Below are 24,710 nucleotides of genomic sequence, written 5' to 3'. Positions count from 1 at the left end.
GACGCTTTATCATAGCAGCCAGAAACCGGATGCCAAATCATATCGCGTAACGAACCCTCGGCGCTGGTATTTCACACCCACTGTTAATCAAACTGTCTTAATTAAGCATATAATGTGGGTGCTTAAGATTGATGGTGGACGCTATGCGACAGGAACATGTCATTTTATTAAATGAGCAGGGTCAGCCCTGCGGGACGCTGGAAAAGTATGCGGCGCATACCGCCACAACGCCTCTGCACGCTGCGTTTTCCTGCTGGATATTTAACGACCAGGGACAACTGCTGGTGACGCGCCGTTCACTGCACAAAAAAGCCTGGCCAGGCGTCTGGACCAACTCTGTCTGCGGTCATCCCCAATCGGGTGAATCCACCGAAGCCGCTATTGTCCGCCGCGCTCGGTTCGAACTGGGTACAGACATTGACTCGCTCAGCTCCGTATATGCTGATTTCCGTTATTGTGCCACGGACCCGAGCGGAATTATGGAAAACGAGGTGTGTCCGGTGTACGCCGCACATATCGTGAGTTCGCTCCAGCTAAACGCAGATGAAGTGATGGATTACCAGTGGAGCGATCTTGAGGATGTGTTGAGCGGGATTGACGCGACGCCGTGGGCGTTTAGCCCGTGGATGGTAATGCAGGTTTCAAACGATAAGGCGCGAGGATTACTGCGCAAGTTTGCCAACGGGAATTAATTGCCTGATGGCGCTATGCTTAGCTGGCCTACATAACGAATCGTAGGCCGGATAAGGCATCAGACGCCATCCGGCATTTCACATCTTACTTAACCGGGCGCATCGCCGGGAACAGGATCACGTCGCGGATGGTGTGGCTGTTGGTGAACAGCATAACCATACGGTCGATACCAATACCCAGACCCGCAGTCGGCGGCAGACCGTGTTCCAGAGCAGTAACGTAGTCTTCGTCGTAGAACATCGCTTCGTCATCACCTGCATCTTTGGCGTTAACCTGATCCTGGAAACGCTGCGCCTGATCTTCTGCATCGTTCAGCTCGCTGAAACCGTTACCGATTTCACGTCCGCCGATGAAGAATTCGAAGCGATCGGTGATTTCCGGGTTTACGTCATTACGGCGCGCCAGCGGAGAAACTTCTGCCGGGTACTCGGTAATGAAGGTCGGTTGAATCAGATGCGCTTCCGCGACTTCTTCGAAGATCTCGGTCACGATACGGCCCAGACCCCAGCTCTTCTCAACTTTGATGCCGATAGATTCAGCGATCGCTTTAGCAGAGTCGAAGTTATCCAGATCGGCCATGTTGGTTTCCGGACGATATTTCTGAATCGCTTCGCGCATGGTCAGTTTTTCGAACGGCTTACCGAAGTCGAAGACTTCTTCGCCGTAAGGCACTTCGGTGGTGCCCAGAACGTTCTGCGCCAGCGTACGGAACAGTGATTCGGTCAGTTCGATCAGATCTTTGTAGTCTGCATACGCCATGTAGAGTTCCATCATGGTGAACTCTGGGTTATGACGAACTGAGATGCCTTCGTTACGGAAGTTACGGTTAATTTCGAACACGCGTTCGAAGCCGCCAACCACCAGACGCTTGAGGTACAGTTCCGGCGCGATACGCAGGTACATATCCAGATCCAGCGCGTTATGATGGGTGATGAACGGACGCGCAGCGGCACCGCCAGGAATCACCTGCATCATCGGGGTTTCCACTTCCATAAAGCCGCGACCCACCATGAACTGACGGATGCCAGCCATAATTTGTGAACGCACTTTAAAGGTATTGCGGGATTCATCGTTAGAGATGAGATCCAGATAGCGCTGACGATAACGCGCTTCCTGGTCCTGCAGCCCGTGGAATTTATCCGGTAGCGGCCGCAGCGCTTTCGTCAGCAGACGCAGCTCGGTGCAATGAATGGACAGCTCACCGGTCTTGGTCTTGAACAACTTGCCTTTCGCGCCAAGGATATCGCCCAGATCCCATTTTTTGAACTGCTCGTTGTAAACGCCTTCCGGCAGATCGTCACGAGCAACGTACAGCTGAATACGGCCGCCAACATCTTGCAGCGTAACGAATGAGGCTTTACCCATAATACGGCGGGTCATCATACGACCAGCAACGGATACCTCAATGTTCAGCGCTTCCAGCTCTTCGTTTTCTTTCGCGTCGAAGTCAGCATGCAGTTGGTCTGAGGTGTGATCGCGACGGAAATCGTTCGGGAACGGGATCCCCTGCTCACGCAGGCTCGCCAGCTTCTCACGGCGCGTTTTCAGTTCATTGTTAAGGTCGGCTACCGCGTCAGCGCCCTGTACGTGTTGTTCAGACATGTTGGTTCCTCATAACCCTGCTTTCAAACTTGCTTCGATAAATTGATCCAGGCTGCCATCCAGCACCGCCTGCGTGTTACGGGTTTCAACCCCGGTACGCAGATCTTTAATGCGGGAGTCATCAAGGACATAAGAACGAATCTGGCTACCCCAGCCGATATCTGACTTATTGTCTTCCATCGCCTGTTTCTCGGCATTCTTCTTCTGCATTTCCAGTTCATAAAGCTTCGCTTTCATCTGCTTCATGGCCTGGTCTTTGTTCTTGTGCTGGGAACGGTCGTTCTGACACTGCGTCACAATCCCGGTCGGGATGTGGGTGATACGTACCGCCGATTCTGTACGGTTAACGTGCTGACCGCCCGCACCAGAGGCGCGATAAACGTCAATGCGCAGATCCGCCGGGTTGATGTCGATATCGATATCATCGTCAACTTCCGGATAGACAAACGCCGAGCTGAACGACGTATGGCGGCGACCGCCGGAGTCGAACGGGCTCTTACGTACCAGACGGTGTACGCCGGTTTCAGTCCGCAGCCAACCGTACGCATATTCGCCAGCAATTCTGATGGTCACGGATTTAATACCCGCCACTTCACCTTCAGATTCTTCAATAATTTCAGTCTTAAAGCCGCGTGCTTCAGCCCAACGCAGATACATACGCATCAGCATGCTTGCCCAGTCTTGCGCTTCCGTACCACCGGAGCCAGCCTGAATATCGAGATAGCAATCTGCGCTGTCATATTCGCCGGAGAACATACGACGGAATTCCAGCTGCGCCAGCTTATCTTCCAGGGTATCGAGTTCTGCTACGGCTTCGTTAAAGGTTTCTTCGTCGTCGGCTTCTACAGCCAGTTCCAACAGGCCGGAGACATCTTCCAGGCCCTGGCTCATTTGGTCGAGTGTATCGACGATAGCCTCGAGGGAGGAACGCTCTTTACCCAGCGCCTGCGCGCGTTCGGGTTCGTTCCATACGTCCGGCTGCTCCAGCTCGGCGTTTACTTCTTCCAGACGCTCTTTCTTGGCATCATAGTCAAAGATACCCCCTAAGAACGTCAGAGCGCTCCGTGAGGTCCTGAATGCGGTTATTTACCGGATTAATTTCAAACATTGTCTGATTTCTTTTATTGGACTAGTCAAAATGCGGTTATAAGAGCGGGATTGTAACTAATCCACGCCCTTTTTTATAGCGATTAGTGACGCTAAAGTGGCCAGATATTATCGATTATTAGCTGCAAACTGCGGTTGCCGCGAAACTCATTAATATCCAGTTTATAGGCCAACTGAACATCGCGCACGCCGTTGTCCGGCCAGCAACTGGTATCAACGTTGAACGCAATTCCGTCCAGCAGAGGTCCGCCGCCAACCGGCTCCACCATCACCTTCAGATGACGCTCCCCCACCAAACGCTGCTGAAGGAGACGGAAATGTCCATCAAACAGCGGTTCCGGGAACATTTGCCCCCACGGCCCGGCATCACGCAGCATTTGCGCGACCTCCATGGTCATCTCCGCGGCGCTTAGCGGGCCATCTGACACCACTTCGCCCTGCAGCAAGGCGGGATCCAGCCACTCAGTTACCAGTTCGCCGAAGCGCTGCTGGAAACGCTCAAACTGCGCCTCTTCCAGCGACAAGCCCGCCGCCATGGCGTGACCGCCAAACTTGAGGATCATGCCAGGATGAAGGGTGTCCAGGCGCTCCAGCGCATCACGCATGTGCAGCCCCTGAATCGAACGCCCGGAGCCTTTGAGCGTACCGTCGCCAGCAGGAGCAAACGCAATCACCGGACGATGAAAACGCTCTTTAATGCGCGATGCCAGAATGCCGACTACCCCCTGATGCCACTCAGGATGGTACATCGCAAGGCCGCCCGGTAGCGTCTCGCTGCTGCGCTCCAGCTTTTCACACAGGGTCAGCGCTTCCGCCTGCATGCCCTGCTCAATTTCTTTGCGTGTCTGATTGAGCGCGTCCAGTTCATTGGCCAGCACGCGTGCCTCGCCAATGTTGTCGCACAGCAACAGCGCCACACCGACGGACATATCATCCAGACGGCCAGCGGCATTCAGCCGTGGTCCCAGCGCAAAACCCAAATCGCTCGCCACCAGCTTAGCCGGTTCGCGGTTGGCGATTTCCAGAAGCGCCTTGATACCCGGACGGCAGACGCCCGCACGAATACGGGACAAGCCCTGCCAGGTCAGGATACGGTTGTTAGCATCCAGCGGAACAACGTCCGCCACGGTCCCCAGCGCGACCAGATCGAGATATTCCACAATCTTCGGTACCGCGATACCACGCGCGTCAAACCAGCCCTTACTCTTCAGATGATTACACAGCACCAGCATCAGGTAGAACGCCACCCCCACTCCCGCCAGCGATTTTGACGGGAAAGGACAGTCCGCAAGGTTTGGGTTCACAATGGCGTCGGCATTGGGCAGTATTTCCCCCGGCAGATGGTGATCGGTAACCAGAACGCGGATACCCAGCGCATGCGCATGATCGACCCCGGAGTGGGAGGAAATCCCATTATCCACCGTCATGATCATTTGTGCGCCGCGTGCATGGGCCTGATCGACCACTTCAGGACTTAAGCCGTAGCCGTCCTCAAAACGGTTGGGAACCAGGTATTCCACGGTATCACAGCCCATCGCCCGCAGCGAAAGAACGCTTAATGCGGTGCTGGTCGCGCCATCTGCATCAAAATCGCCGACCACCATAATGCGCAGGTTTTTCTCAAACGCGTCATGCAGCATCTCAACCGCTTTTTCCACACCCGTCAGCGTCTGCCAGTGCAGCATCCCTTTCAGGCTTCGCTCCAGATCGTTAGCCGTTCTCACGCCGCGGCTGGCGTATAAACGACGCAACAATGGCGGCAAGTCATCAGGCAGCTCGGTTGTCTCGTCGGCTTCACGCCGACGAAGTTGTATCTTTTGTTTCACGCGAATTATTTACCGCTGGTTTGTTTTGCATGTGCGTCGAGGAATTCTTTCATCTCTTTCGGGCCCTGATAGCCAGGCACAACATAGCCATTGCTCAGCACAATCGCCGGCGTGCCGGTAACGCCAAACTGCACGCCAAGCGCATAGTGGTTAGCGATATCCACATCACAGGTCGCTGGTTTCACGTCCTTGCCTGCCATCGCATCATCAAAGGCTTTGTTTTTATCTTTCGCACACCAGATCGACTTCATGTCCTGCTCAGCCTGGCTTTCCAGACCCTGACGTGGGAAGGCCAGATAACGAACGGTGATCCCCAACGCATTATAGTCTTTCATCTCTTCATGCAGCTTGTGGCAGTAGCCACAGGTGATATCGGTGAAAACGGTAATGACGTGTTTTTCCTGCGGCGCTTTGTAGACGATCATCTCTTTTTCCAGTGCGTTCAAATGCTTCATCAGCAGCTGGTTAGTGACATTCACCGGGCTTGCGCCGCTCACGTCATACATCGGTCCCTGAATAATATGTTTACCGTCTTCAGTTACGTACAGCACGCCGCTATTGGTCAGTACGGTTTTCATGCCCGCCACCGGAGCAGACTGAATCTCTGTGCTCTGGACGCCCAGCTTTGCCAATGACTGGCGAATCGCCGCATCGTCTGCATGTACCATGCCGGAAAACGCCGTTGCCAGCAGAGTGAACATCATAAAACGTTTTTTCATAACCTATCCTATCCTGTCAGCACTCACGCTCGCGGGTGATGCTGTTGATGTAGTTGACGCAAGCGCTCCGTTGCGACATGAGTATAAATTTGTGTTGTCGAGAGGTCGCTATGCCCCAGTAGCATCTGCACCACGCGCAGGTCAGCGCCATGATTGAGCAAATGCGTGGCAAAAGCATGCCGCAGGACGTGCGGTGACAGTTTTTCGCTGTCGATTCCCGCCAACACAGCATAGTGTTTAATACGATGCCAAAAGGTCTGACGGGTCATCTGTTGCGCCCGCTGGCTGGGAAACAGCACATCAATCGATACGCCGTTGAGCAACCATGGGCGGCCATGTTCCAGATACGTTTCCAGCCAGTACACCGCCTCTTCACCCAACGGCACCAGGCGCTCTTTATTACCTTTACCGATCACCCGAACCACGCCCTGACGCAGGCTGACGTCACTCATCGTCAGTCCCACCAGCTCAGACACGCGTAGGCCCGTTGCATACAATACTTCCAGCATGGCTTTGTCGCGTAGCTCCAGCGGTTGCTCAATAAGCGGCGCCTGCAACAACCGCTCTACCTGCGCTTCACTGAGATCCTTGGGCAGACGCTGCGGAAGCTTCGGTGATGCTAGCGAGGCGCTGGGATCGTCTTCGCGAAATTTTTCGCGGTACAGATGCTGAAAAAAGCGCCGCGTGGCACTGAGCAAGCGAGCGGAACTGGTGGCTTTATATCCCCCATCCATCCGCTCGGCCAGCAATGCCTGCAGATCATCGCTCTGCGCCGTCGCCAGTGAAACGCCGCGATGATGCAGCCATTCGACCAGCATGGTCAGATCGCGACGATACGCACTTAATGTGTTTTCCGCCAGATTTCGTTCCAGCCACAGGGCATCAAGAAACTGCTCGATGCGCGCCAGATCCTGTTCCACTCGCGCCCCTTATTCACTCTCATTTTTGATGCATTATGCCTCATTGTGCCGGGATTGCGGCGATTCTGTTACACTACCCGCAACGCTACAGCAGAATTGAGATGTTTACGTCATGAACATGGGTCTTTTTTACGGTTCCAGTACCTGCTACACCGAAATGGCAGCAGAAAAAATCCGCGATATCCTGGGTCCCGAACTGGTGACACTGCACAACCTCAAAGATGATTCCCCGACCTTAATGGAGCAGTATGATGTGCTCATTTTGGGCATCCCGACCTGGGATTTCGGTGAAATTCAGGAGGATTGGGAAGCGGTCTGGGAGCAACTGGACGACCTCAACCTGGAAGGCAAAATTGTCGCGCTTTACGGGATGGGCGATCAGTTAGGATATGGCGAATGGTTCCTGGATGCGCTGGGTATGCTGCACGATAAACTGGTCACCAAAGGCGTCAAGTTTGTCGGTTACTGGCCAACCGAAGGCTATGAATTTACCAGCGATAAACCCGTCATTGCCGATGGACAGCTGTTTGTTGGTTTGGCGCTGGATGAAACGAACCAGTACGATCTCAGCGATGAACGCATCCAGAACTGGTGCGAGCAAATTCTTGGGGAAATGGCCGAACACTGGTCCTGATAACCGTGTTGCCGGATGGCGCAGTGAACGCCTTATCCGGCTTACCTCACGCATCAAACCTAAGCCTTAAAGCTGCACGCCATCAGACATACGGTGGCATTACCCCTGCTTCGCCTGTTGCAGCATTAACCGCCGTAAGTCTCGCCACTCAGCCTCATCCATACTGTCTGCCGCCAGCCACAAATGCTGACGTTTCCCGGTATCTGAACGCAAACGCAGCATCATGCCTGTTTTGACCATCCAGGGCGCGCTCACGATAGTCCACTCCTGCCCTTGCCAGCGCAGACGACCATCCATCAACAGCCTAATCTCGCCCTGACAGGCGTTAATTCTACGTTGGCTGCGTACGCTATCGAACACCACCAGAGAGAGCAAAACCATCCATAAGGGGGTGTAGCTCAAAGGCCAGGGCATCAATAAAATAAATACCGCGACCAGCCCATGAACAAGCAACGAAAGCCACTGCGCGCGCCACGAAACGCGTAAATCAGATTGCCACTGGACCACGTTCCCGATTCCGTGTCTGGATAAGTCGCACCATCTGCTCCAACTGAGCATCAGCTGGTTTCCCATGATTCATCAACCAGTTAAATAAATCTGGATCGTCACATTCTAGCAGACGGATAAAGATACGTTTTTCTTCGTCACTTAAGCTGTCATATTCATGTTCGAAAAACGGCATGATAGAGATGTCCAGCTCACGCATACCGCGGCGGCATGCCCAATGAATACGTGCTTTGTTATTAATATCCATGTTCTTCTTCCTGTCTCGCGAAAACGAAGTATCCGGCTATTGTAACGTGTTTTTCACACGCTTTTGCGGGAATATCAGCTAATGGAAGCACGTTCGCTAAATAAAACCGCATTAAGTCAAAGGATTCATCATTTTTGGATGTCACCTCGCAAAGCTTACTATATGGCACAAATAGCCTGATTAAACCGCTTGCAATGGGCCATAGCTCTTTTACCATTAGTCATTATCACGGCGTTAAGCAAATCAGGACATTATTATGGCTTTTACATCTTTTCCTCCTCGCCAGCCTTTTGCGTCAACGCGTTTACCTCTGACGCTAATGACGCTCGATGACTGGGCGCTCGCCACCATTACCGGTGTCGACAGTGAGAAGTATATTCAGGGTCAGGTCACGGCTGATGTCAGCCAGATGACCGAGTATCAGCACGTGCTGGCAGCCCATTGTGATGCCAAAGGTAAAATGTGGAGCAATCTGCGCCTGTTCCGTAACAGTGACGGTTTTGCATGGCTTGAACGCCGCAGCTTGCGCGATGCGCAGCTTACAGAACTGAAGAAATATGCGGTCTTCTCGAAGGTAGTGATTGCGCCGGACGACGAGCGTGTTCTGTTGGGCGTAGCGGGATTCCAGGCACGAGCGGCGCTGGCCAATCTCTTTAGCGAATTACCGAACAGCGATAAACAGGTTATTACCGAAGGTGCTTCCACAATACTGTGGTTCGAACACCCTGCCGAGCGTTTCCTGCTGATCGTTGATGTTGCAACAGCGGAAAGCCTGGTTGAGAAACTGCGCGGCGAAGCGGAGTTAAATAACAGTCAACAGTGGCTGGCGCTGGATATCGAAGCGGGTATTCCGGTCATTGATACAGCCAACAGCGGACAGTTTATTCCCCAGGCGACCAATATGCAGGCTCTGGGCGGGATCAGCTTCAAAAAAGGCTGCTATACCGGCCAGGAAATGGTGGCGCGCGCCAAATTCCGCGGCGCCAACAAACGCGCCATGTGGACTCTGGCAGGTACGGCCAGCCGGGTGCCGGAAGCAGGCGAAGACCTGGAACTGAAAATGGGTGAGAACTGGCGTCGTACCGGTACCGTACTTGCCGCAGTACAGCTCGCTGATGGCCAGATACTGGTGCAGGTCGTGATGAATAACGACATGGAAGCCGACAGCGTGTTCCGTGTTCGCGATGACGCAAAAACGCTGCATATTGTGCCGCTGCCGTATTCGCTGGAAGAGTAAAAGCTTAACGCCGGATGGCGCTACGCTTATCCGGCCTACAGGCACATTTTGTAGGCCGGATAAGGCGTTAGCCGCCATCCGAAATCAAGGGTTACGCCTGTCCAACATACAAATAAATCGCCAGGAAGTGGCAAACGCTGCCGCCCAGTACAAAGCCGTGCCAGATCGCGTGGTTATATGGAATGCGCTTACAGACATAGAAAATAACGCCCAGCGAATAGACCACACCACCAACGGCCAGCAACGTCACGCCTCCCGCCGCCAGTTTAACCGCCAATTGATACACCACAATCAGCGATAGCCAGCCCATTGTCAGGTAGGTTACCAGCGACAGAACCTTAAAGCGGTGCGCAATGGTCAGTTTGAATAAAATACCGAGCAGCGCCAGGCTCCAGATAACAATCATCAGCCCACGAGCCAGCGGCGAATCAAGCCCCACCAGCAGAAATGGCGTATAGGTCCCGGCAATCAGCAGATAAATCGCGCAGTGGTCGAATTTTTTCAGCCAGACTTTCGCTCTCTGATGGGGGATCGCGTGATACAAAGTTGAGGCGAGGAACAGCAGGATCATGCTGCCGCCGTACAGGCTATAACTGGTAATCGCCATAGCGCTGGCGTTGGTATCCACTGCCTGAATCAGCAACAACACCAGCCCGACAATCCCAAACACCAACCCGATACCGTGACTGATGCTGTTGGCTATTTCCTCTGCCAGCGAATATCCCTGCGCGATTAATGGTTTCTGAACCATAGCTTACTCCCGAGAAACGAACACTTTCGTTATTGCCCCTCTAGCGTAACTGAGAATGGTTCCAGTGAACACATGTTAGCTGTAATATTTATCTTAAAATAAATAGTTCATAAAAATCATATAATTAATTTTACCTTTTCAGCTAACAAGCGTACACATAAAATCAAATACATTTAAAATCAATCACATAAAACTGCGTTTGATCCGGGTAAATCTCGGCGATCACATGTTTCAGTTCTTCAAGCGACATGTTTTCCTGCTGAGCATGTTTTTCAGTCAGCGTATCCAGCGTGACGGTTGAGGTGCCAACAACTTCAATCGTGCAGAAGTATCCCTCATCTTCAAAGCGCCCAACCCGTAGAATGTCACCGGTTTTGAAGTGTGATTCGGACTCGTCACGAATGGTGATGGTTTTGCGTCCGGCCAGTATGTCATCCTGGAAACGCTGAAAAAAAGTGATGTCATTTGGCTGCATGTTATTATTCCCTGTAGATGAAGTCTGATGAGTGAGTTTTGCTATTGTGAGTATGTTCTCCCACGCTGCCATCGCCAGTCTCAACAATCTTGAGATGCTGGTCTACAACTATGTCATCAAAAATCGTGACAAAGTCATGTACATGACCATTCGCGAACTGGCCGATGCCGTGGGCGTTTCCACTACCACCGTACTGCGCTTTTGCCGCAAGCTTAAGTGTGAAGGTTACTCAGAATTTCGCGTACGCTTCAAATTATATTTAGAGCAGAATGAACCGCAACAGGCTAATTTCGGCGCCAGCGAAATTATCAGCTTTTTTAAAAGCGTCAATAACGACGAATTCGATAAACTGCTCGATCAGGCTGTTGATATTATATTATCTTCCGAACGTATTATATTTGTTGGCGCAGGAACGTCAGGAGCGCTTGCGAAATACGGCGCGCGTTTTTTCTCCAACGTCGGTAAATTCAGTAATCATATTGACGACCCTTATTTTCCGGTAACCAATGACATGGCCAGAAACGCGCTGGCAATCGTGCTTTCCGTCTCCGGTGAAACTGAAGAGATCCTACGCTTTGCCAGCCAGTTCAGCCTGCACAACTGTAAAGTGCTGTCTGTAACCAGCCATGAACACTCGCGTCTGGCGAAACTCGCCGACTTTAATCTCTCCTGGCACGTTCCACAAACGCGCATTGCCGGGGTATACGATATAACCACGCAAATCCCCGTTATTTATATTCTGGAATCACTTGGCCGCAAACTGGCGAAAAGAATAGCGTAAAAAAACAATCTGTTTTTTTGATGTAACAAATCACATTAATGCTATTTTGTTATATCGTGACATTTAGGTTTCCTTTGTTAGACTCAAAATCAGATTGTATTAATTTGAGACTGAGCGCAGATGAAAAAACTTACCTTAGCAAAAGATTTTTTATGGGGCGGCGCGGTTGCGGCGCACCAGGTCGAAGGTGGCTGGAACAAAGGTGGCAAAGGCCCCAGCATTTGCGACGTACTGACCGGTGGGGCACACGGCGTTCCACGAGAAATCACTCAGGAAGTCGTGCCCGGTAAATACTACCCCAACCACGAAGCCGTCGATTTTTACGGTCATTACAAAGAAGACATTAAGCTGTTTGCCGAAATGGGCTTCAAATGTTTCCGTACCTCCATCGCATGGACCCGTATCTTCCCCAATGGGGACGAAACCCAGCCGAACGAAGAAGGTCTGAAGTTCTATGACGACATGTTCGATGAATTACTGAAATACAACATCGAACCGGTCATCACCCTTTCCCACTTCGAAATGCCGCTACATTTGGTTCAACAGTATGGGAGTTGGACCAATCGCAAAGTTGTTGATTTCTTTGTTCGATTTGCCGAAGTCGTCTTTGAGCGTTACAAACACAAAGTCAAATACTGGATGACCTTCAACGAGATCAATAACCAACGAAACTGGCGCGCACCGCTGTTTGGCTATTGCTGCTCCGGCGTGGTGTATACCGAGCATGAAAACCCGGAAGAGACCATGTACCAGGTGCTGCACCACCAGTTCGTGGCCAGCGCGCTCGCAGTGAAAGCCGCACGCCGCATCAATCCTGAAATGAAAGTGGGCTGCATGCTGGCAATGGTGCCGCTCTATCCGTTCTCCTGTAAGCCCGAAGATGTCATGTTCGCCCAGGAGTCAATGCGTGAGCGCTATGTCTTCACTGACGTCCAGCTACGCGGCTACTACCCAAGCTATGTGCTGAACGAGTGGGAACGTCGCGAATTTAACATCAGGATGGAAGACGGCGACAAGCAAATCCTGCATGAAGGCACCTGCGACTATCTCGGATTCAGCTACTACATGACCAACGCGGTGAAAGCGGAAGGTGGTAGCGGTGATGCTATTTCCGGTTTTGAGGGCAGCGTACCGAACCCGCACGTCAAAGCCTCCGACTGGGGCTGGCAGATTGACCCGGTTGGCCTGCGCTATGCTTTATGTGAGCTGTACGAGCGCTATCAGAAGCCGCTGTTTATCGTTGAAAACGGGTTTGGCGCCTACGATAAAGTGGAAACAGATGGCAGTATCAATGATGATTACCGCATCGATTATCTGCGCGCCCACATCGAAGAGATGATGAAGGCGGTCACCTATGATGGCGTAGATCTGATGGGCTACACGCCGTGGGGCTGCATCGACTGCGTTTCGTTCACCACCGGTCAGTACAGCAAGCGCTACGGCTTCATCTACGTGAATAAGCACGATGACGGCACGGGCGATATGTCACGTTCACGTAAGAAGAGTTTTGAGTGGTATAAAGCGGTAATCGCCAGCAACGGCGAGAATCTGTGATTTTAAGCCGGATGGCAGCGTAAACGCCTTATCCAGCCCACAGGTTATACACCCGTAGGCTGGATAAACGCAGCACTGTCCGGCAATTAAATCCCTACTTCCCGCCCGCCAGTTCAAGAAAACTGCCCGTGACGTAAGATGCTTTCTCGCTCAGTAGCCAGCAAATCGCCTGCGCAACTTCTTCCGGCTGCCCGCCACGCTGCATAGGCAACATGGATTTCACGCGATCAACTCTTCCCGGCTCTCCACCCGACGCATGCATCTCAGTGTAGATCAGGCCAGGACGTACGCAGTTTACGCGGATCCCCTGCGCCGCCACCTCCAGCGCCAGACCGGTGGTGAGCGTGTCCACCGCACCTTTTGAAGCGGCGTAATCGACATATTCGAATGGCGCACCGAGCCGTGATGCCGCCGAAGAGACATTCACAATCGCCCCACCCTGACCGCCGTGCTTAAACGACATGCGCTTAACCGCTTCCCGACAGCACAGAAAATAGCCGGTAACATTGGTTGCCAGTACGCGGTTAATTCGCTCTGCGGTTAAGCTTTCCACCGTGCTCTGTTCAAATAAAATCCCGGCATTATTCACCAGCGCAGTCAGCGATTCCCCTTCACGGTCGATCGATTCAAACATCGCCAGCACCTGACTTTCATCACTGATATCCGCACGCAGAGCAAATGCCTTACCATCTGCCGCGACGATGTTGTTCACCACCTCGGTGGCCGCACGAATATTGTGATGAAAATTAACCGCTACCGTGTACCCCTCCAGTGCCAGTTGCAGCGCGGTTGCTCGCCCGATACCACGACTGCCGCCAGTAACAAGTGCGATTCCCATGGATACCTCCAGATGTGAAAAAGCCGGGAGGCGCCATCGCCTTACCCGGCCTGGAAATTGTTTAACTACGCGGAAAAGTTACTGATATTCGCTCATCGGCACGCAGGAGCAGAACAGGTTACGGTCGCCGTAAACGTCATCAAGACGCTTCACGGTAGGCCAGTATTTGTTCGCCACGCCAGCCGGGAAGACTGCGATTTCGCGGCTATAACCGTGGTTCCACTCACTCACCAGCTCGTTCTGGGTGTGCGGCGAGTTTACCAACGGGTTATCTTCCAGTGACCACTCACCGGCTTTCACGCGCTCGATCTCAGCGCGGATTGCCAGCATCGCGTTAATAAAGCGATCCAGTTCCACTTTGCTTTCAGATTCGGTCGGTTCCACCATCAGCGTACCCGCTACCGGGAACGACATGGTTGGCGCATGGAAACCATAGTCGATCAGACGTTTGGCAATATCCAGTTCGCTGATGCCGGTCTCTTCTTTCAGTGGGCGAATGTCGAGAATACATTCATGCGCTACACGGCCATCGCGACCGGTATACAGCACCGGATAGGCATCTTTCAGACGGCTGGCAATGTAGTTAGCGTTAAGAATCGCGACCTGGCTTGCCTGCTTCAGACCTTCTGCGCCCATCATACGGATGTACATCCAGCTGATTGGCAGAATGGATGCGCTACCGAACGGTGCGGCAGACACCGCGCCCTGACGGGTCAGCATCCCTTCAATCTGAACGACGCTGTGGCCCGGTACGAACGGTGCCAGATGCGATTTAACGCCAATCGGTCCCATACCTGGGCCACCGCCGCCGTGCGGAATACAGAAGGTTTTATGCAGGTTGAGGTGCGAAACGTCCGCGCCGATAAAGCCCGGCGTGGTGATTCCAACCTGGGCGTTCATGTTCGCGCCGTCGAGGTACACCTGGCCGCCGAACTGATGCACAACTTCACACACTTCGCGGATCGTTTCTTCATATACGCCGTGGGTGGACGGATAGGTCACCATGATGCAAGAAAGGTTCGCGGCATGTTGTTCTGCTTTTGCCCGCAGATCGTCAAGGTCGATGTTGCCGTTCTTATCACAGGCGACTACCACCACCTGCATCCCCGCCATTTGTGCGGAAGCCGGGTTAGTACCGTGGGCGGACGCCGGGATCAGGCAGATATCGCGATGGCCTTCGTTACGGCTTTCGTGATAATGACGAATCGCCAGCAGACCCGCATACTCGCCCTGTGCGCCGGAGTTCGGCTGCATGCAGACTGCATCATAGCCGGTCAGTTTTACCAGCCACTCGGAAAGCTGACCAATCATCTGGTGATACCCTTCCGCCTGCTCTGGCGGGCAGAACGGATGCAGTTCAGCGAATTCCGGCCAGGTGATAGGAATCATCTCGGCGGCGGCGTTCAGCTTCATGGTGCAGGAACCCAGCGGGATCATCGCCTGGTTCAGCGCCAGATCTTTACGCTCCAGCGAGTGCATGTAGCGCATCATCTCGGTTTCGCTGTGGTAGCGGTTAAACACCGGGTGGCTGAGGATCGCGTCATCACGCAGCATGCTGCTCTGAATGGAACGGCTGTCGAGCGCCACGTCTTTATCCAGCGTGTCGATGTTCAGGCCGTGGCTGTCACCCAGCAGAACAGTGAACAACTGCACCACGTTTTCACGGGTGGTGGTTTCGTCGAGGGTAATACCTACCGCGTTATGAATATCGCTGCGCAGGTTGATCTCTGCCGCTTCCGCACGCGCCAGTACCGCAGCTTTATCAGCCACTTCAACACACAGCGTGTCAAAGTAATGCGCATGACGCAGCTTTAAGCCTTTTTGTTGCAGACCTGCCGCCAGAATATCGGTCAGGCGGTGGATTCGATTTGCGATGCGCTTCAGGCCGACCGGACCATGATAAACGGCATACAAACTGGCGATGTTAGCCAGCAGTACCTGCGAGGTACAAATGTTGGAGTTCGCTTTCTCACGACGGATATGCTGCTCGCGAGTCTGCATCGCCATGCGCAGTGCGGTATTGCCCGCCGCATCTTTTGATACGCCGATAATACGGCCTGGCATGGAGCGTTTGAATTCGTCTTTGGCGGCAAAGAATGCCGCGTGCGGGCCACCGTAACCCATTGGAACACCGAAGCGTTGCGCAGAGCCGAAAACGATATCCGCACCCTGTTTGCCAGGAGCCGTCAGCAGCACCAGCGCCATAAAGTCGGCAGCGACGCTGACCACAACTTTACGGGATTTCAGCTCAGCAATTAGTTTGCTGTAGTCGTGCACTTCACCAGTGGTACCAACCTGCTGCAACAGCACGCCGAACACATCCTGGTGATCCAGTGCTTTCGCTGCGTCATCCACAATGACATCAAAACCAAAGGTTTCGGCGCGAGTACGCACGACGTCCAGCGTTTGCGGATGAACATCAGCCGCCACAAAGAAACGGTTGGCATTTTTCAGTTTGCTGACGCGTTTGGCCATCGCCATGGCTTCGGCCGCCGCGGTGGCTTCATCCAGCAGAGAGGCGGAGGCCATGTCCAGCCCCGTCAGGTCCAGCGTGACCTGTTGGAAGTTCAGCAGCGCTTCCAGACGGCCCTGAGAGACTTCCGGCTGATACGGCGTATACGCGGTGTACCAACCCGGATTTTCCAGCATGTTACGCAGGATAACCGGTGGCAACTGCACGGCGGTGTAGCCCATGCCGATGTAGGACGTGAAGCGCTTGTTACGCCCGGCGATGGCTTTTAATTCGGCCAGCGCAGCGTATTCTGTCGCCGCCTCGCCTACCTGTGGCGGGGTTGCGAGCTGAATGTCTTTCGGCACAATCTGGCCGATCAGCGCGTTTAACGACTCGGCGCCAACCGCATTCAGCATCTCTTGCTGCTGCGCGGCGTCCGGTCCGATGTGGCGTTCAATGAAAGCGCCGCTGTTTTCAAGCTGGCTTAACGTCTGTGTCATGGGCGATGGTTCCTGAAACGTGCAGTGAATCGTGATTGTCTCTAACTCAATTGCCCGGTGGCGCTGACGCTTACCGGGCCTACGCGTGCGAAAACGAATACGCAAAATAATTCGCGTTGCAGTGAGTAGGCCGGATAAGCATTAGCGCCATCCGGCACAACATTATTCGTCTTCTAACAATGCTTCGTACGCAGTGGCATCCAGCAGCGATTCGATTTCGCTTTCATCGCTGGCTTTGATTTTGAAGATCCAGCCACCGGCATACGGTTCGCTGTTGACCAGTTCCGGGGAGTCGCTCAGCGCGTCGTTAACCGCAACAATCTCACCGCTTACCGGCGCATAAATATCAGAAGCCGCTTTTACGGATTCCGCAACGGCGCAGTCATCGCCCGCGCTGACGGTGGCACCAACTTCTGGCAGGTCTACGAAAACCATGTCACCCAACAGCTCCTGAGCATGTTCGGTGATACCAACGGTGTAAGAGCCGTCAGCTTCTTTGCGCAGCCATTCGTGTTCTTTGCTGTATTTCAGTTCTGCAGGTACGTTGCTCATCAATCAATCTCCAAAAAGGATGAATCACGCGACGGCTTTGCCGTTACGCACAAAAACAGGTTTAGTGACTTTTACTGGCATTTCGCGGTTACGGATCTGCACGATCGCGGTCTCACCAATACCCGCAGGGACACGCGCCAGCGCGATGCTGTAACCCAGGGTTGGGGAGAATGTTCCGCTGGTGATAATGCCTTCATGTTGGTTACCGGAAGCGTCAGTGAAACGGACTGGCAGTTCATTACGCAGCACGCCCTTCTCGGTCATCACCAGTCCGACCAGCTGTTCGTGGCCTTTTTCACGCTGCATTTCCAGCGCTTCACGACCAATAAAGTCGCGGTCGGCAGGTTCCCACGCAATGGTCCAGCCCATGTTGGCTTCCAGTGGAGAAATCCCTTCGTCCATCTCCTGACCGTACAGGTTCATACCTGCTTCCAGACGCAGCGTGTCACGCGCGCCCAGTCCGCAAGGTTTAACGCCTGCCTGTACCAGCGCACGCCAGAAATCAGCCGCTTTTTCATTCGGCATGGCAATTTCATAGCCTGCTTCGCCGGTATAACCGGTGGTTGCGATAAACAAATCACCCGCCTGAACGCCGAAGAACGGCTTCATACCTTCTACCGCATGGCGCTGTTCGTCAGTAAACAACGTTGCTGCTTTTTCCTGCGCGTTTGGCCCCTGCACCGCAATCAGCGACAGGTCGTCACGAACGGTGATGTCGATGGCGTAAGGTTCAGCGTGTTGGGTAATCCAGGAGAGGTCTTTTTCGCGGGTGGCGGAGTTTACAACGAGGCGGAAGAAATCTTCAGTGAAGTAATAGACAATCAGGTCATCTATCACACCGCCCGATGCGTTAAGCATACCGGAGTAGAGGGCTTTACCCGTCTTCGTTAGCTTCGCGACGTCGTTTGCCAGCAGATAACGCAAGAACTCCCGGGTGCGGCTGCCGCGCAGGTCGACGATGGTCATATGCGACACATCAAACATACCGGCATCGGTGCGAACAGCATGGTGTTCATCGAGCTGAGAACCGTAATGCAGTGGCATCATCCAGCCATGGAAATCTACCATGCGCGCGCCACATAGCGTGTGTTGTTCGTACAAAGGAGTCTGTTGAGCCATCTTTTCCTCGTTGAATAAGCGGGGCTACCAACTCTTTCGCGGTGAAATTTTCGCCACGAAACCCAGCACCGCAGCCGCTCCAGGGGCTACGACGCAAACGTTCTCTTTGTCCTGAACTTACCACCGAAACAGACGCTAAACCATAAGGCAAAATTAGCCATCACATTAGCTTATGGCAAAAAATGGCCAGATCGACGACAGAATAAAACCCCATAACCACACCAAAAAATCAGAATAATAAGCATAAATAAGGAAGATTAATCAGCAGCAAACAACATTAAATGTGGAAAAAATGTCAAAAATGGCGTTATGAAAAAAACGTGATATTAAAAAAACTAATGCGAAAAAAGGTGTGGAATTAGATTATTTCAAATGAGAGAAGCATCCCGGCGCGAGGGCCGGGAGAGGAAAATGTGACGGGTCTCAAACTCTTAAGATTGTCCTTACGGACGCTAACGTAGCCACTCGGGAAGATTGTTCAGTCCCATCGCCTGACGGATGAGCTGCGGTTTTACGCCCGGAAGGGTATCGGCCAGTTTCAGACCAATATCACGCAGCAGTTTCTTCGCCGGATTCTCACCGGCAAACAGTTCACGGAAGCCCTGCATACCGGCCAGCATCATTGCTGCGCTGTGCTTACGGCTGCGCTCATAGCGACGCAAATAGAGATACTGGCCAATATCTTTGCCCTGACGTTGTAGCCGCTTAAGCTCATCGATAAGCTCTGCCGCATCCATAAAGCCGAGGTTAACCCCCTGACCCGCCAGCGGATGGATAGTATGCGCCGCATCCCCCACCAGCGCCAGACGATGGGCGGCGAACTGACGCGCATAGCGTCCCGTCAGCGGAAACGTCTGCCGTTCGCTTTCAACGCTGCACAGTCCCAGACGGTTATCAAAAGCGATATTCAGCGCCTGATTAAACTCGTCAACGCTTGCCTGCTGCATGCGTTCGGCTTCCTGCGGAGAAAGTGACCAGACGATAGAGCACAGATGCGGGTCACTGAGCGGCAGGAATGCCAGGATACCCTCGCCGTGAAACGCCTGGCGCGCAACCGCGCCGTGGGCTTCCTGCGTACGGATCGTCGCCACCAGCGCATGATGACGGTAATCCCAGAAGGTGAGCGGAATGTCTGCTTTATTACGCAGCCAGGAGTTAGCGCCATCCGCGCCGATCACCAGGCGAGCCGTCAGCATTGCGCCCTCTTTCAGGGTCAGAAATGCCTCGTTCTCACCCCAGGCTACCTGCTGTATTTCAGCGGGTGCCAGCAGCGTAATATCCGGCGAACGCTGCGCCTTTTGCCACAGCGCGTAATGGATCTCTGAGTTTTCGACGATGTGGCCCAAATGGCTGTAGCCCATGCTCTGGTCGTCAAATTCAATGCGCCCGAAGCTGTCTTTGTCCCAGACTTCCATACCGTGATAGCAGCACGCGCGACGGGCAACGATATCTGACCAGACGCCTAAACGAGTAAGCAGTTTTTCACTGGCGGCATTGATTGCCGACACGCGAAGCTGAGGAGCTGCATCCGCCGCCAACGGCTGCGGAACATATTGTTCTAACACCGCAACGCGTAACCCGCTGCCCTGCAAGCCGCAGGCAACCGCCAGTCCCACCATGCCGCCACCGACAATTGCTACATCAACACTTTGCACTGTTTACTCCTGGAAACCGGAACAATCAAAACCGTAGACCGGATAAGGCGTTTACGCCGCCATCCGGCTTACAGGCCATATTTATCGCGCAACCCAACCCAGGGTCCGCTCCGCCAGCGCATCGCGCGCGGGTGTGAATAATTCCATCGCCATCAGCCCGACATTGCGGCCAACAACCAGCGGAGCCCAGCGATTGGCAAACAAATACACTAAATTATTGGTCACACCAATCGTCGTTTCGCGATCGCGCTCGCGGCGTTGCTGATAGCGTGCCAGCACTGCGTAATCACCAATATCTTCCGCGCAGTTTTGCGCCTGAGTTAACGTCTCAGCCAGGCTCATTACGTCGCGCAGACCAAGGTTGAAACCTTGTCCGGCAATGGGATGCAGCGTCTGGGCTGCATTCCCCACCAGCACGGTACGATGGGTCATCGCCTTCAGCGCAGTAGTTAATGACAACGGATAAGCGCTGCGTTTACCGGCCTGGGTAATACGCCCCAGCCGCCAGCCAAACGCAGTTTGCAATTCACGACAAAACCGTTCGTCGGACCAGGCCATGATCTCATCACGCTGCTCCAGCGGGTGGCACCATACCAGCGAGCAGCGACCATCAGACATCGGCAGCATTGCCAGCGGGCCATGCTGCGTGAAGCGTTCAAACGCTCGCCCATCGTGAGGAACGGAGGTCGTGACATTGGCGATTACCGCCAGTTGTTCATAAGGCTGCTGCTGCCAGTCCACGCCGCAGGCGGTAGCCAGCGCGGAACGCGTACCGTCAGCGGCGACCACCACGCGACCGGTAATAACCTCGCCATTTTCCAGCGTGACCTCAACATGTTCCTGCGCACGCGCCACGCTGGCTACGCGATCGGGACAATGTAGCGTGACGCCCGGCGCTTTACGCAGTAGCGCAAACAGACGCAGCCCAACATCGTGGAGTTCCACCACCTGACCCAGCGCCGGGAGACGATATTCCTGCGCATCCAGCGTAACAAATCCAGCATGGCCGCGATCGCTGACGTGGACCGTTTTGATTGCCGTTGCGCAATCGGCAATCGCCTGCCACACGCCAATTCGCGCCAGCTGCTGACAGGTTCCTGCCGCCAGCGCAATCGCCCGGGCGTCAAACCCAGGATGACGGTCAGTTTCAGGTTCGCTCGCTTCTATCAGATGAACTGGCAGCGTCCCATGACTGAGCTGGGAAATGGCCAGCGCCAGCGTCGCACCGACCATGCCACCACCGACGATAATTACGCTCATTGCAGTCGCGCCGCAGCCATTAAGGCTTCAATATCATCAGCTTTCTTCACCACGCTGGCGGTCAGGTTTTCGTTACCGTCTTCGGTGATGAGGATGTCATCTTCTATACGAATGCCAATGCCACGATAAGCAGCCGGTACATCGGCATCCGGTGCGATATATAACCCTGGCTCGACGGTAAGCACCATTCCTGGCTCAAGGATACGCGAACGATCCTGACCATAAACGCCAACGTCGTGCACATCCAGCCCCAGCCAATGGCTAAGACCATGCATAAAGTATGGGCGATGCGCATTCTCGGTAATTAACTGGTCGACGTCGCCGTGCAGGATGCCAAGCTTCACCAGACCGGTAATCATGATGCGCACAACTTCACCGGTGACGTCCTGAATGGAGGTTCCGGGGCGATACAGACGTAGGCTGGTCTCCAGGGATTCCAGTACGATATCGTAGATTTCACGCTGCGCGGGGGTAAATTTGCCATTAACCGGGAAGGTACGCGTAATGTCGCCCGCATAGCCTTTGTATTCACAGCCAGCGTCAATCAGCACCAGCTCGCCATCGCGCATTTCACTTTCATTTTCGGTGTAATGCAGGATACAGCCGTTTTCACCGCTTCCGACAATGGTGTTATAGGATGGATAACGCGCGCCGTGGCGGGTAAATTCGTGGTGAATCTCCCCTTCCAGTTGGTATTCAAACATCCCCGGACGGCATTTTTCCATCGCGCGGGTATGCGCCAGGGCGGTGATCTCTCCGGCACGGCGCATGATCGCAATCTCTTCCGGTGATTTGAACAGGCGCATCTCATGCACCATCGGACGCCAGTCGATGATCGCGGCGGGCGCGTGCAGATTTTGTCTGGAGCCTTTGCGTAGTTTATCCAGCGCCGTGCAGACAATTTCGTCGGCCCAGCCATATTCGCCCTGAGCGTGATACACCGCGTCCAGACCATTGAGCAGCAGATGCAACTGTTGATTGATTTCACTGAAGGCCAGCGCCCGATCAACGCCGAGTTTTGCCGGTGCGGCATCCTGGCCCAGACGGCGGCCAAACCAGATCTCAGCCGTCAGGTCGCGAACCCGGTTGAACAAAACGCTGTGGTTATGAGTGTCATCACTTTTAATCAGCACCAGCACGGCTTCAGGCTCGTTAAAGCCGGTGAAATACCAGAAATCACTGTTCTGGCGGTACGGGTATTCACTGTCCGCGCTGCGCGTCGCTTCCGGCGCGGCAAAAATCAGCGCGGCGCTGCCGGGCTGCATTTGTGCCAGCAAAGCCTGACGACGACGCTGGAATTCTTGCTGAGATATCTCACTCATAACACTCTCCTGGGCGTTGTTGTATTTAGTGCAGAGTCGGTTTGCGGACTTCCGGCGCCGTCGGCTGCTGACGCGTAAACGTGTCATGGCACAGCAAGGCGGCTACGCGCACGTATTCGATGATCTCTTCGAGCGACATTTCCAGCTCTTCCTGATCTTCGTCTTCGTCATATCCCAACTGAGCGATATTGCGCAGGTCGTCAATCGCTTCACCGGTTTCGCCGGTCACTTTGTCGAGCTTAGGCTGCGTAACGCCGAGACCCAGCAGAAAGTGGTTTACCCAGCCAGCCAGCGCATCGGCGCGATCGAACACGCTGACGTCATCACCTTCAGGCAGAAAAAGCTGAAAAAGGAAGCCGTCGTCCTCAAGGGCATCGCTGGTAGCAGAGTGCATTTTCAGCAGTGCCTGAGCCAGCTCGTGACCAAAGGCCAGACCTTCGTTCGTCAGGTCGTGCAACAGCGGCTGCCATGAGCTGTCGTTGTTGCCACCACAAATCATCCCGCTGATTAAGCCGTGCATTTCGGCCGGGGTTAATCCAGCCCCTTGTTGGTTCAAAAACTGGCTAACTTCGCTGTAGCCAGGCATTTCGTTCTGTATAGACATAAGCATTCGTCATCAAAGGGAGGAATATTCATGATATGCTACCACTTTGGACCCTGGTGGACCAGAAAAGGGCTTGTATCTTGATACCAGGGTAGCTATAGTGTCGCCCCTTCGCGGACCCAAGGTCTGGAGACGAAGGCAGCGCAGTCAATCAGCAGGAAGGTGGCATGTCTGCACAACCCGTCGATATCCAAATATTTGGCCGTTCACTGCGAGTGAATTGCCCGCCTGAACAAAGGGATGCGTTGAATCAGGCTGCGGACGATCTCAATCAGCGATTGCAAGATCTGAAAGTTCGCACTAGAGTCACAAATACTGAGCAGTTGGTTTTCATCGCCGCGTTGAACATCAGCTATGAATTAACTCAGGAAAAAGCTAAGACGCGTGAATACGCGGCGAGCATGGAACAACGTATTCGGATGCTGCAACAGACCATCGAACAAGCGTTGCTTGATCAGGGTCGCATAACCGAAAAAACGGGCCAAAACTTTGAATAACACTTTTCGGTTTACTGTGGTAGAGTGACCGTGAAGACAAAATTTCTCTGAGATGTTTGCAAGCGGGCCAGTCCCCTGAGCCGATATTTCATACCACAAGAATGTGGCGCTCCACGGTTGGTGAGCATGCTCGGCCCGTCCGAGAAGCCTTAAAACTGTGACGACGCATTCACCTTGAACCAAGGGTTCAAGGGTTACAGCCTGCGGCGGCATCTCGGAGATTCCCTTCTACCTGGCAACAGCCATGACACTACTTTCTGAACTCCCTTTATCCCGACAAGAAATACGCACACTGATTCGTCAGCGTCGCCGTGCGCTTACCAGCGATCAGCAACAACACTTTGGTCAGCAAGCCGCGACCAGAATGCTCAGTTTTCCCCCTGTTGTTCTTGCCCATACCGTAGCGGTGTTTCTCTCTTTCGATGGCGAACTCGACACCCAACCGCTGATCGAACAGCTGTGGCGAGCGGGTAAGCGCGTCTACCTTCCGGTTCTTCATCCCTTTAGCCCTGGCAACCTGCTGTTCCTGCACTATCATCCACAGAGTGCGCTGGTGACCAACCGCTTAAAGATCCAGGAGCCACGACTTGATGTCCGCGACGTATTGCCGTTGTCACAGCTGGATGTACTGGTTACGCCGTTAGTCGCGTTTGACGAGGATGGGCAGCGTCTGGGGATGGGCGGCGGATTTTATGACCGCACGTTGCAAAACTGGCAACAGCATAAGATCCAACCCGTGGGCTACGCGCATGATTGCCAGTTAGTGGAAAAGCTGCCTGTCGAAGAGTGGGATATCCCACTGCCTGCGGTGGTGACACCATCCAAAATTTGGCAGTGGTAGCCGTTTTTTGCCGATTG

The 24,710-nt window shown here is 53.7% G+C and carries 24 protein-coding genes and 1 other RNA gene; 8 read left to right on the top strand and 17 right to left on the bottom strand.

The window, feature by feature from the left end:
* The first annotated feature begins 143 nt into the window (after positions 1–143).
* Entirely contained in the window at positions 144–692 is a 549-nt protein-coding gene (gene idi, locus FDW96_RS05040) for an isopentenyl-diphosphate Delta-isomerase (protein ID WP_137365294.1), read from the top strand.
* A gap of 85 nt (positions 693–777) precedes the next feature.
* Here idi and lysS read toward each other — a convergent pair whose 3' ends face one another.
* From lysS to xerD, 5 genes are all read right to left on the bottom strand, one after another.
* Entirely contained in the window at positions 778–2,295 is a 1,518-nt protein-coding gene (gene lysS / locus FDW96_RS05035) for a lysine--tRNA ligase (RefSeq protein ID WP_006686909.1), read from the bottom strand.
* Positions 2,296–2,304: 9 nt separating this feature from the next.
* A protein-coding gene (gene prfB, locus FDW96_RS05030) for a peptide chain release factor 2 (protein ID WP_100194817.1) occupies positions 2,305–3,403 on the bottom strand; the annotation gives its coding sequence in 2 pieces (ribosomal slippage) (positions 2,305–3,327 and positions 3,329–3,403; 1,098 coding nt in all).
* A 91-nt stretch (positions 3,404–3,494) separates the two neighbouring features.
* A complete protein-coding gene (gene recJ / locus FDW96_RS05025) occupies positions 3,495–5,228 on the bottom strand; it encodes a single-stranded-DNA-specific exonuclease RecJ (protein ID WP_137365293.1) in 1,734 nt (577 codons plus the stop codon).
* Positions 5,229–5,233: 5 nt separating this feature from the next.
* A complete protein-coding gene (dsbC, locus tag FDW96_RS05020; protein WP_137365292.1) occupies positions 5,234–5,947 on the bottom strand; it encodes a bifunctional protein-disulfide isomerase/oxidoreductase DsbC in 714 nt (237 codons plus the stop codon).
* 23 nt (positions 5,948–5,970) lie between these two features.
* Complete coding sequence (gene xerD / locus FDW96_RS05015; protein ID WP_038633475.1) at positions 5,971–6,867, bottom strand: site-specific tyrosine recombinase XerD; 897 nt, start codon at positions 6,865–6,867, stop codon at positions 5,971–5,973.
* Positions 6,868–6,979: 112 nt separating this feature from the next.
* On the opposite strand from xerD, the gene fldB reads away from it, so the two are divergent.
* On the top strand, positions 6,980–7,501 hold the full coding sequence (gene fldB, locus FDW96_RS05010) for a flavodoxin FldB (protein ID WP_038633478.1): 522 nt from the start codon (positions 6,980–6,982) through the stop codon (positions 7,499–7,501).
* 99 nt (positions 7,502–7,600) lie between these two features.
* On the opposite strand, the gene FDW96_RS05005 is transcribed toward fldB, so the two are convergent.
* On the bottom strand, positions 7,601–8,008 hold the full coding sequence (locus tag FDW96_RS05005) for a protein YgfX (protein ID WP_038633481.1): 408 nt from the start codon (positions 8,006–8,008) through the stop codon (positions 7,601–7,603).
* The gene (gene sdhE, locus FDW96_RS05000) at positions 7,989–8,255 is read right to left on the bottom strand and encodes an FAD assembly factor SdhE (protein ID WP_016154349.1); all 267 of its coding nucleotides are present in this window, start codon (positions 8,253–8,255) and stop codon (positions 7,989–7,991) included. Before sdhE ends, FDW96_RS05005 begins: the two co-directional genes overlap by 20 nt.
* Before the next feature lie 256 nt (positions 8,256–8,511).
* On the opposite strand from sdhE, the gene ygfZ reads away from it, so the two are divergent.
* Complete coding sequence (gene ygfZ / locus FDW96_RS04995; RefSeq protein WP_061382415.1) at positions 8,512–9,492, top strand: tRNA-modifying protein YgfZ; 981 nt, start codon at positions 8,512–8,514, stop codon at positions 9,490–9,492.
* Between the two features lie 91 nt (positions 9,493–9,583).
* On the opposite strand, the gene FDW96_RS04990 is transcribed toward ygfZ, so the two are convergent.
* Positions 9,584–10,243: a hemolysin III family protein gene (locus tag FDW96_RS04990; protein ID WP_137365291.1), complete on the bottom strand. Its 660-nt coding sequence runs from the start codon at positions 10,241–10,243 to the stop codon at positions 9,584–9,586.
* Between the two features lie 163 nt (positions 10,244–10,406).
* Entirely contained in the window at positions 10,407–10,718 is a 312-nt protein-coding gene (yqfB, locus tag FDW96_RS04985) for a N(4)-acetylcytidine aminohydrolase (protein WP_042310876.1), read from the bottom strand.
* Positions 10,719–10,770: 52 nt separating this feature from the next.
* Between yqfB and FDW96_RS04980 the strand changes: the two genes are divergently transcribed.
* Positions 10,771–11,499 carry a MurR/RpiR family transcriptional regulator gene (locus FDW96_RS04980; RefSeq protein WP_061382417.1) on the top strand — a complete coding sequence of 243 codons (729 nt, stop codon included), beginning with the start codon at positions 10,771–10,773 and terminating at the stop codon, positions 11,497–11,499.
* A gap of 120 nt (positions 11,500–11,619) precedes the next feature.
* On the top strand, positions 11,620–13,053 hold the full coding sequence (bglA, locus tag FDW96_RS04975) for a 6-phospho-beta-glucosidase BglA (RefSeq protein ID WP_137365290.1): 1,434 nt from the start codon (positions 11,620–11,622) through the stop codon (positions 13,051–13,053).
* Positions 13,054–13,147: 94 nt separating this feature from the next.
* Here the strand turns inward: bglA and FDW96_RS04970 are convergent, their stop codons facing one another.
* The 8 genes from FDW96_RS04970 to FDW96_RS04935 all read right to left on the bottom strand — a co-directional run bounded on the left by FDW96_RS04970 (position 13,148) and on the right by FDW96_RS04935 (position 23,355).
* The gene (locus FDW96_RS04970; RefSeq protein ID WP_137365289.1) at positions 13,148–13,891 is read right to left on the bottom strand and encodes an SDR family oxidoreductase; all 744 of its coding nucleotides are present in this window, start codon (positions 13,889–13,891) and stop codon (positions 13,148–13,150) included.
* A 78-nt stretch (positions 13,892–13,969) separates the two neighbouring features.
* The gene (gene gcvP / locus FDW96_RS04965; RefSeq protein WP_079226018.1) at positions 13,970–16,843 is read right to left on the bottom strand and encodes an aminomethyl-transferring glycine dehydrogenase; all 2,874 of its coding nucleotides are present in this window, start codon (positions 16,841–16,843) and stop codon (positions 13,970–13,972) included.
* Positions 16,844–17,005: 162 nt separating this feature from the next.
* Positions 17,006–17,395: a glycine cleavage system protein GcvH gene (gene gcvH / locus FDW96_RS04960; protein ID WP_006686886.1), complete on the bottom strand. Its 390-nt coding sequence runs from the start codon at positions 17,393–17,395 to the stop codon at positions 17,006–17,008.
* A gap of 24 nt (positions 17,396–17,419) precedes the next feature.
* The gene (gcvT, locus tag FDW96_RS04955; protein ID WP_048215585.1) at positions 17,420–18,514 is read right to left on the bottom strand and encodes a glycine cleavage system aminomethyltransferase GcvT; all 1,095 of its coding nucleotides are present in this window, start codon (positions 18,512–18,514) and stop codon (positions 17,420–17,422) included.
* 452 nt (positions 18,515–18,966) lie between these two features.
* Positions 18,967–20,169: an FAD-dependent 2-octaprenylphenol hydroxylase gene (ubiI, locus tag FDW96_RS04950; RefSeq protein ID WP_137365288.1), complete on the bottom strand. Its 1,203-nt coding sequence runs from the start codon at positions 20,167–20,169 to the stop codon at positions 18,967–18,969.
* Between the two features lie 81 nt (positions 20,170–20,250).
* The gene (ubiH, locus tag FDW96_RS04945) at positions 20,251–21,429 is read right to left on the bottom strand and encodes a 2-octaprenyl-6-methoxyphenyl hydroxylase (RefSeq protein WP_137365287.1); all 1,179 of its coding nucleotides are present in this window, start codon (positions 21,427–21,429) and stop codon (positions 20,251–20,253) included.
* Complete coding sequence (gene pepP / locus FDW96_RS04940) at positions 21,426–22,751, bottom strand: Xaa-Pro aminopeptidase (protein ID WP_137365286.1); 1,326 nt, start codon at positions 22,749–22,751, stop codon at positions 21,426–21,428. Before pepP ends, ubiH begins: the two co-directional genes overlap by 4 nt.
* Positions 22,752–22,776: 25 nt before the next feature.
* The gene (locus tag FDW96_RS04935; protein ID WP_137349424.1) at positions 22,777–23,355 is read right to left on the bottom strand and encodes a YecA family protein; all 579 of its coding nucleotides are present in this window, start codon (positions 23,353–23,355) and stop codon (positions 22,777–22,779) included.
* A 167-nt stretch (positions 23,356–23,522) separates the two neighbouring features.
* Here FDW96_RS04935 and zapA point away from each other — a divergent pair, with 167 nt between their 5' ends.
* From zapA to FDW96_RS04920, 3 genes are all read left to right on the top strand, one after another.
* Positions 23,523–23,852 carry a cell division protein ZapA gene (zapA, locus tag FDW96_RS04930; protein WP_003026980.1) on the top strand — a complete coding sequence of 110 codons (330 nt, stop codon included), beginning with the start codon at positions 23,523–23,525 and terminating at the stop codon, positions 23,850–23,852.
* A 41-nt stretch (positions 23,853–23,893) separates the two neighbouring features.
* A non-coding RNA gene (ssrS, locus tag FDW96_RS04925) (6S RNA) lies at positions 23,894–24,077 on the top strand.
* Between the two features lie 19 nt (positions 24,078–24,096).
* Positions 24,097–24,693 (top strand): 5-formyltetrahydrofolate cyclo-ligase, encoded by a 597-nt coding sequence (locus FDW96_RS04920; protein WP_137365285.1) that lies wholly within the window; start codon positions 24,097–24,099, stop codon positions 24,691–24,693.
* Positions 24,694–24,710: the final 17 nt, after the last annotated feature.

The organism is Citrobacter sp. TBCS-15, from assembly GCF_005280815.1.
In the GTDB taxonomy this organism is placed as follows: Bacteria; Pseudomonadota; Gammaproteobacteria; order Enterobacterales; family Enterobacteriaceae; genus Citrobacter; species Citrobacter werkmanii.
The sequence above is the reverse complement of the archived record's forward strand: the minus strand, read 5'-3'. Positions and strand labels throughout refer to the sequence as shown.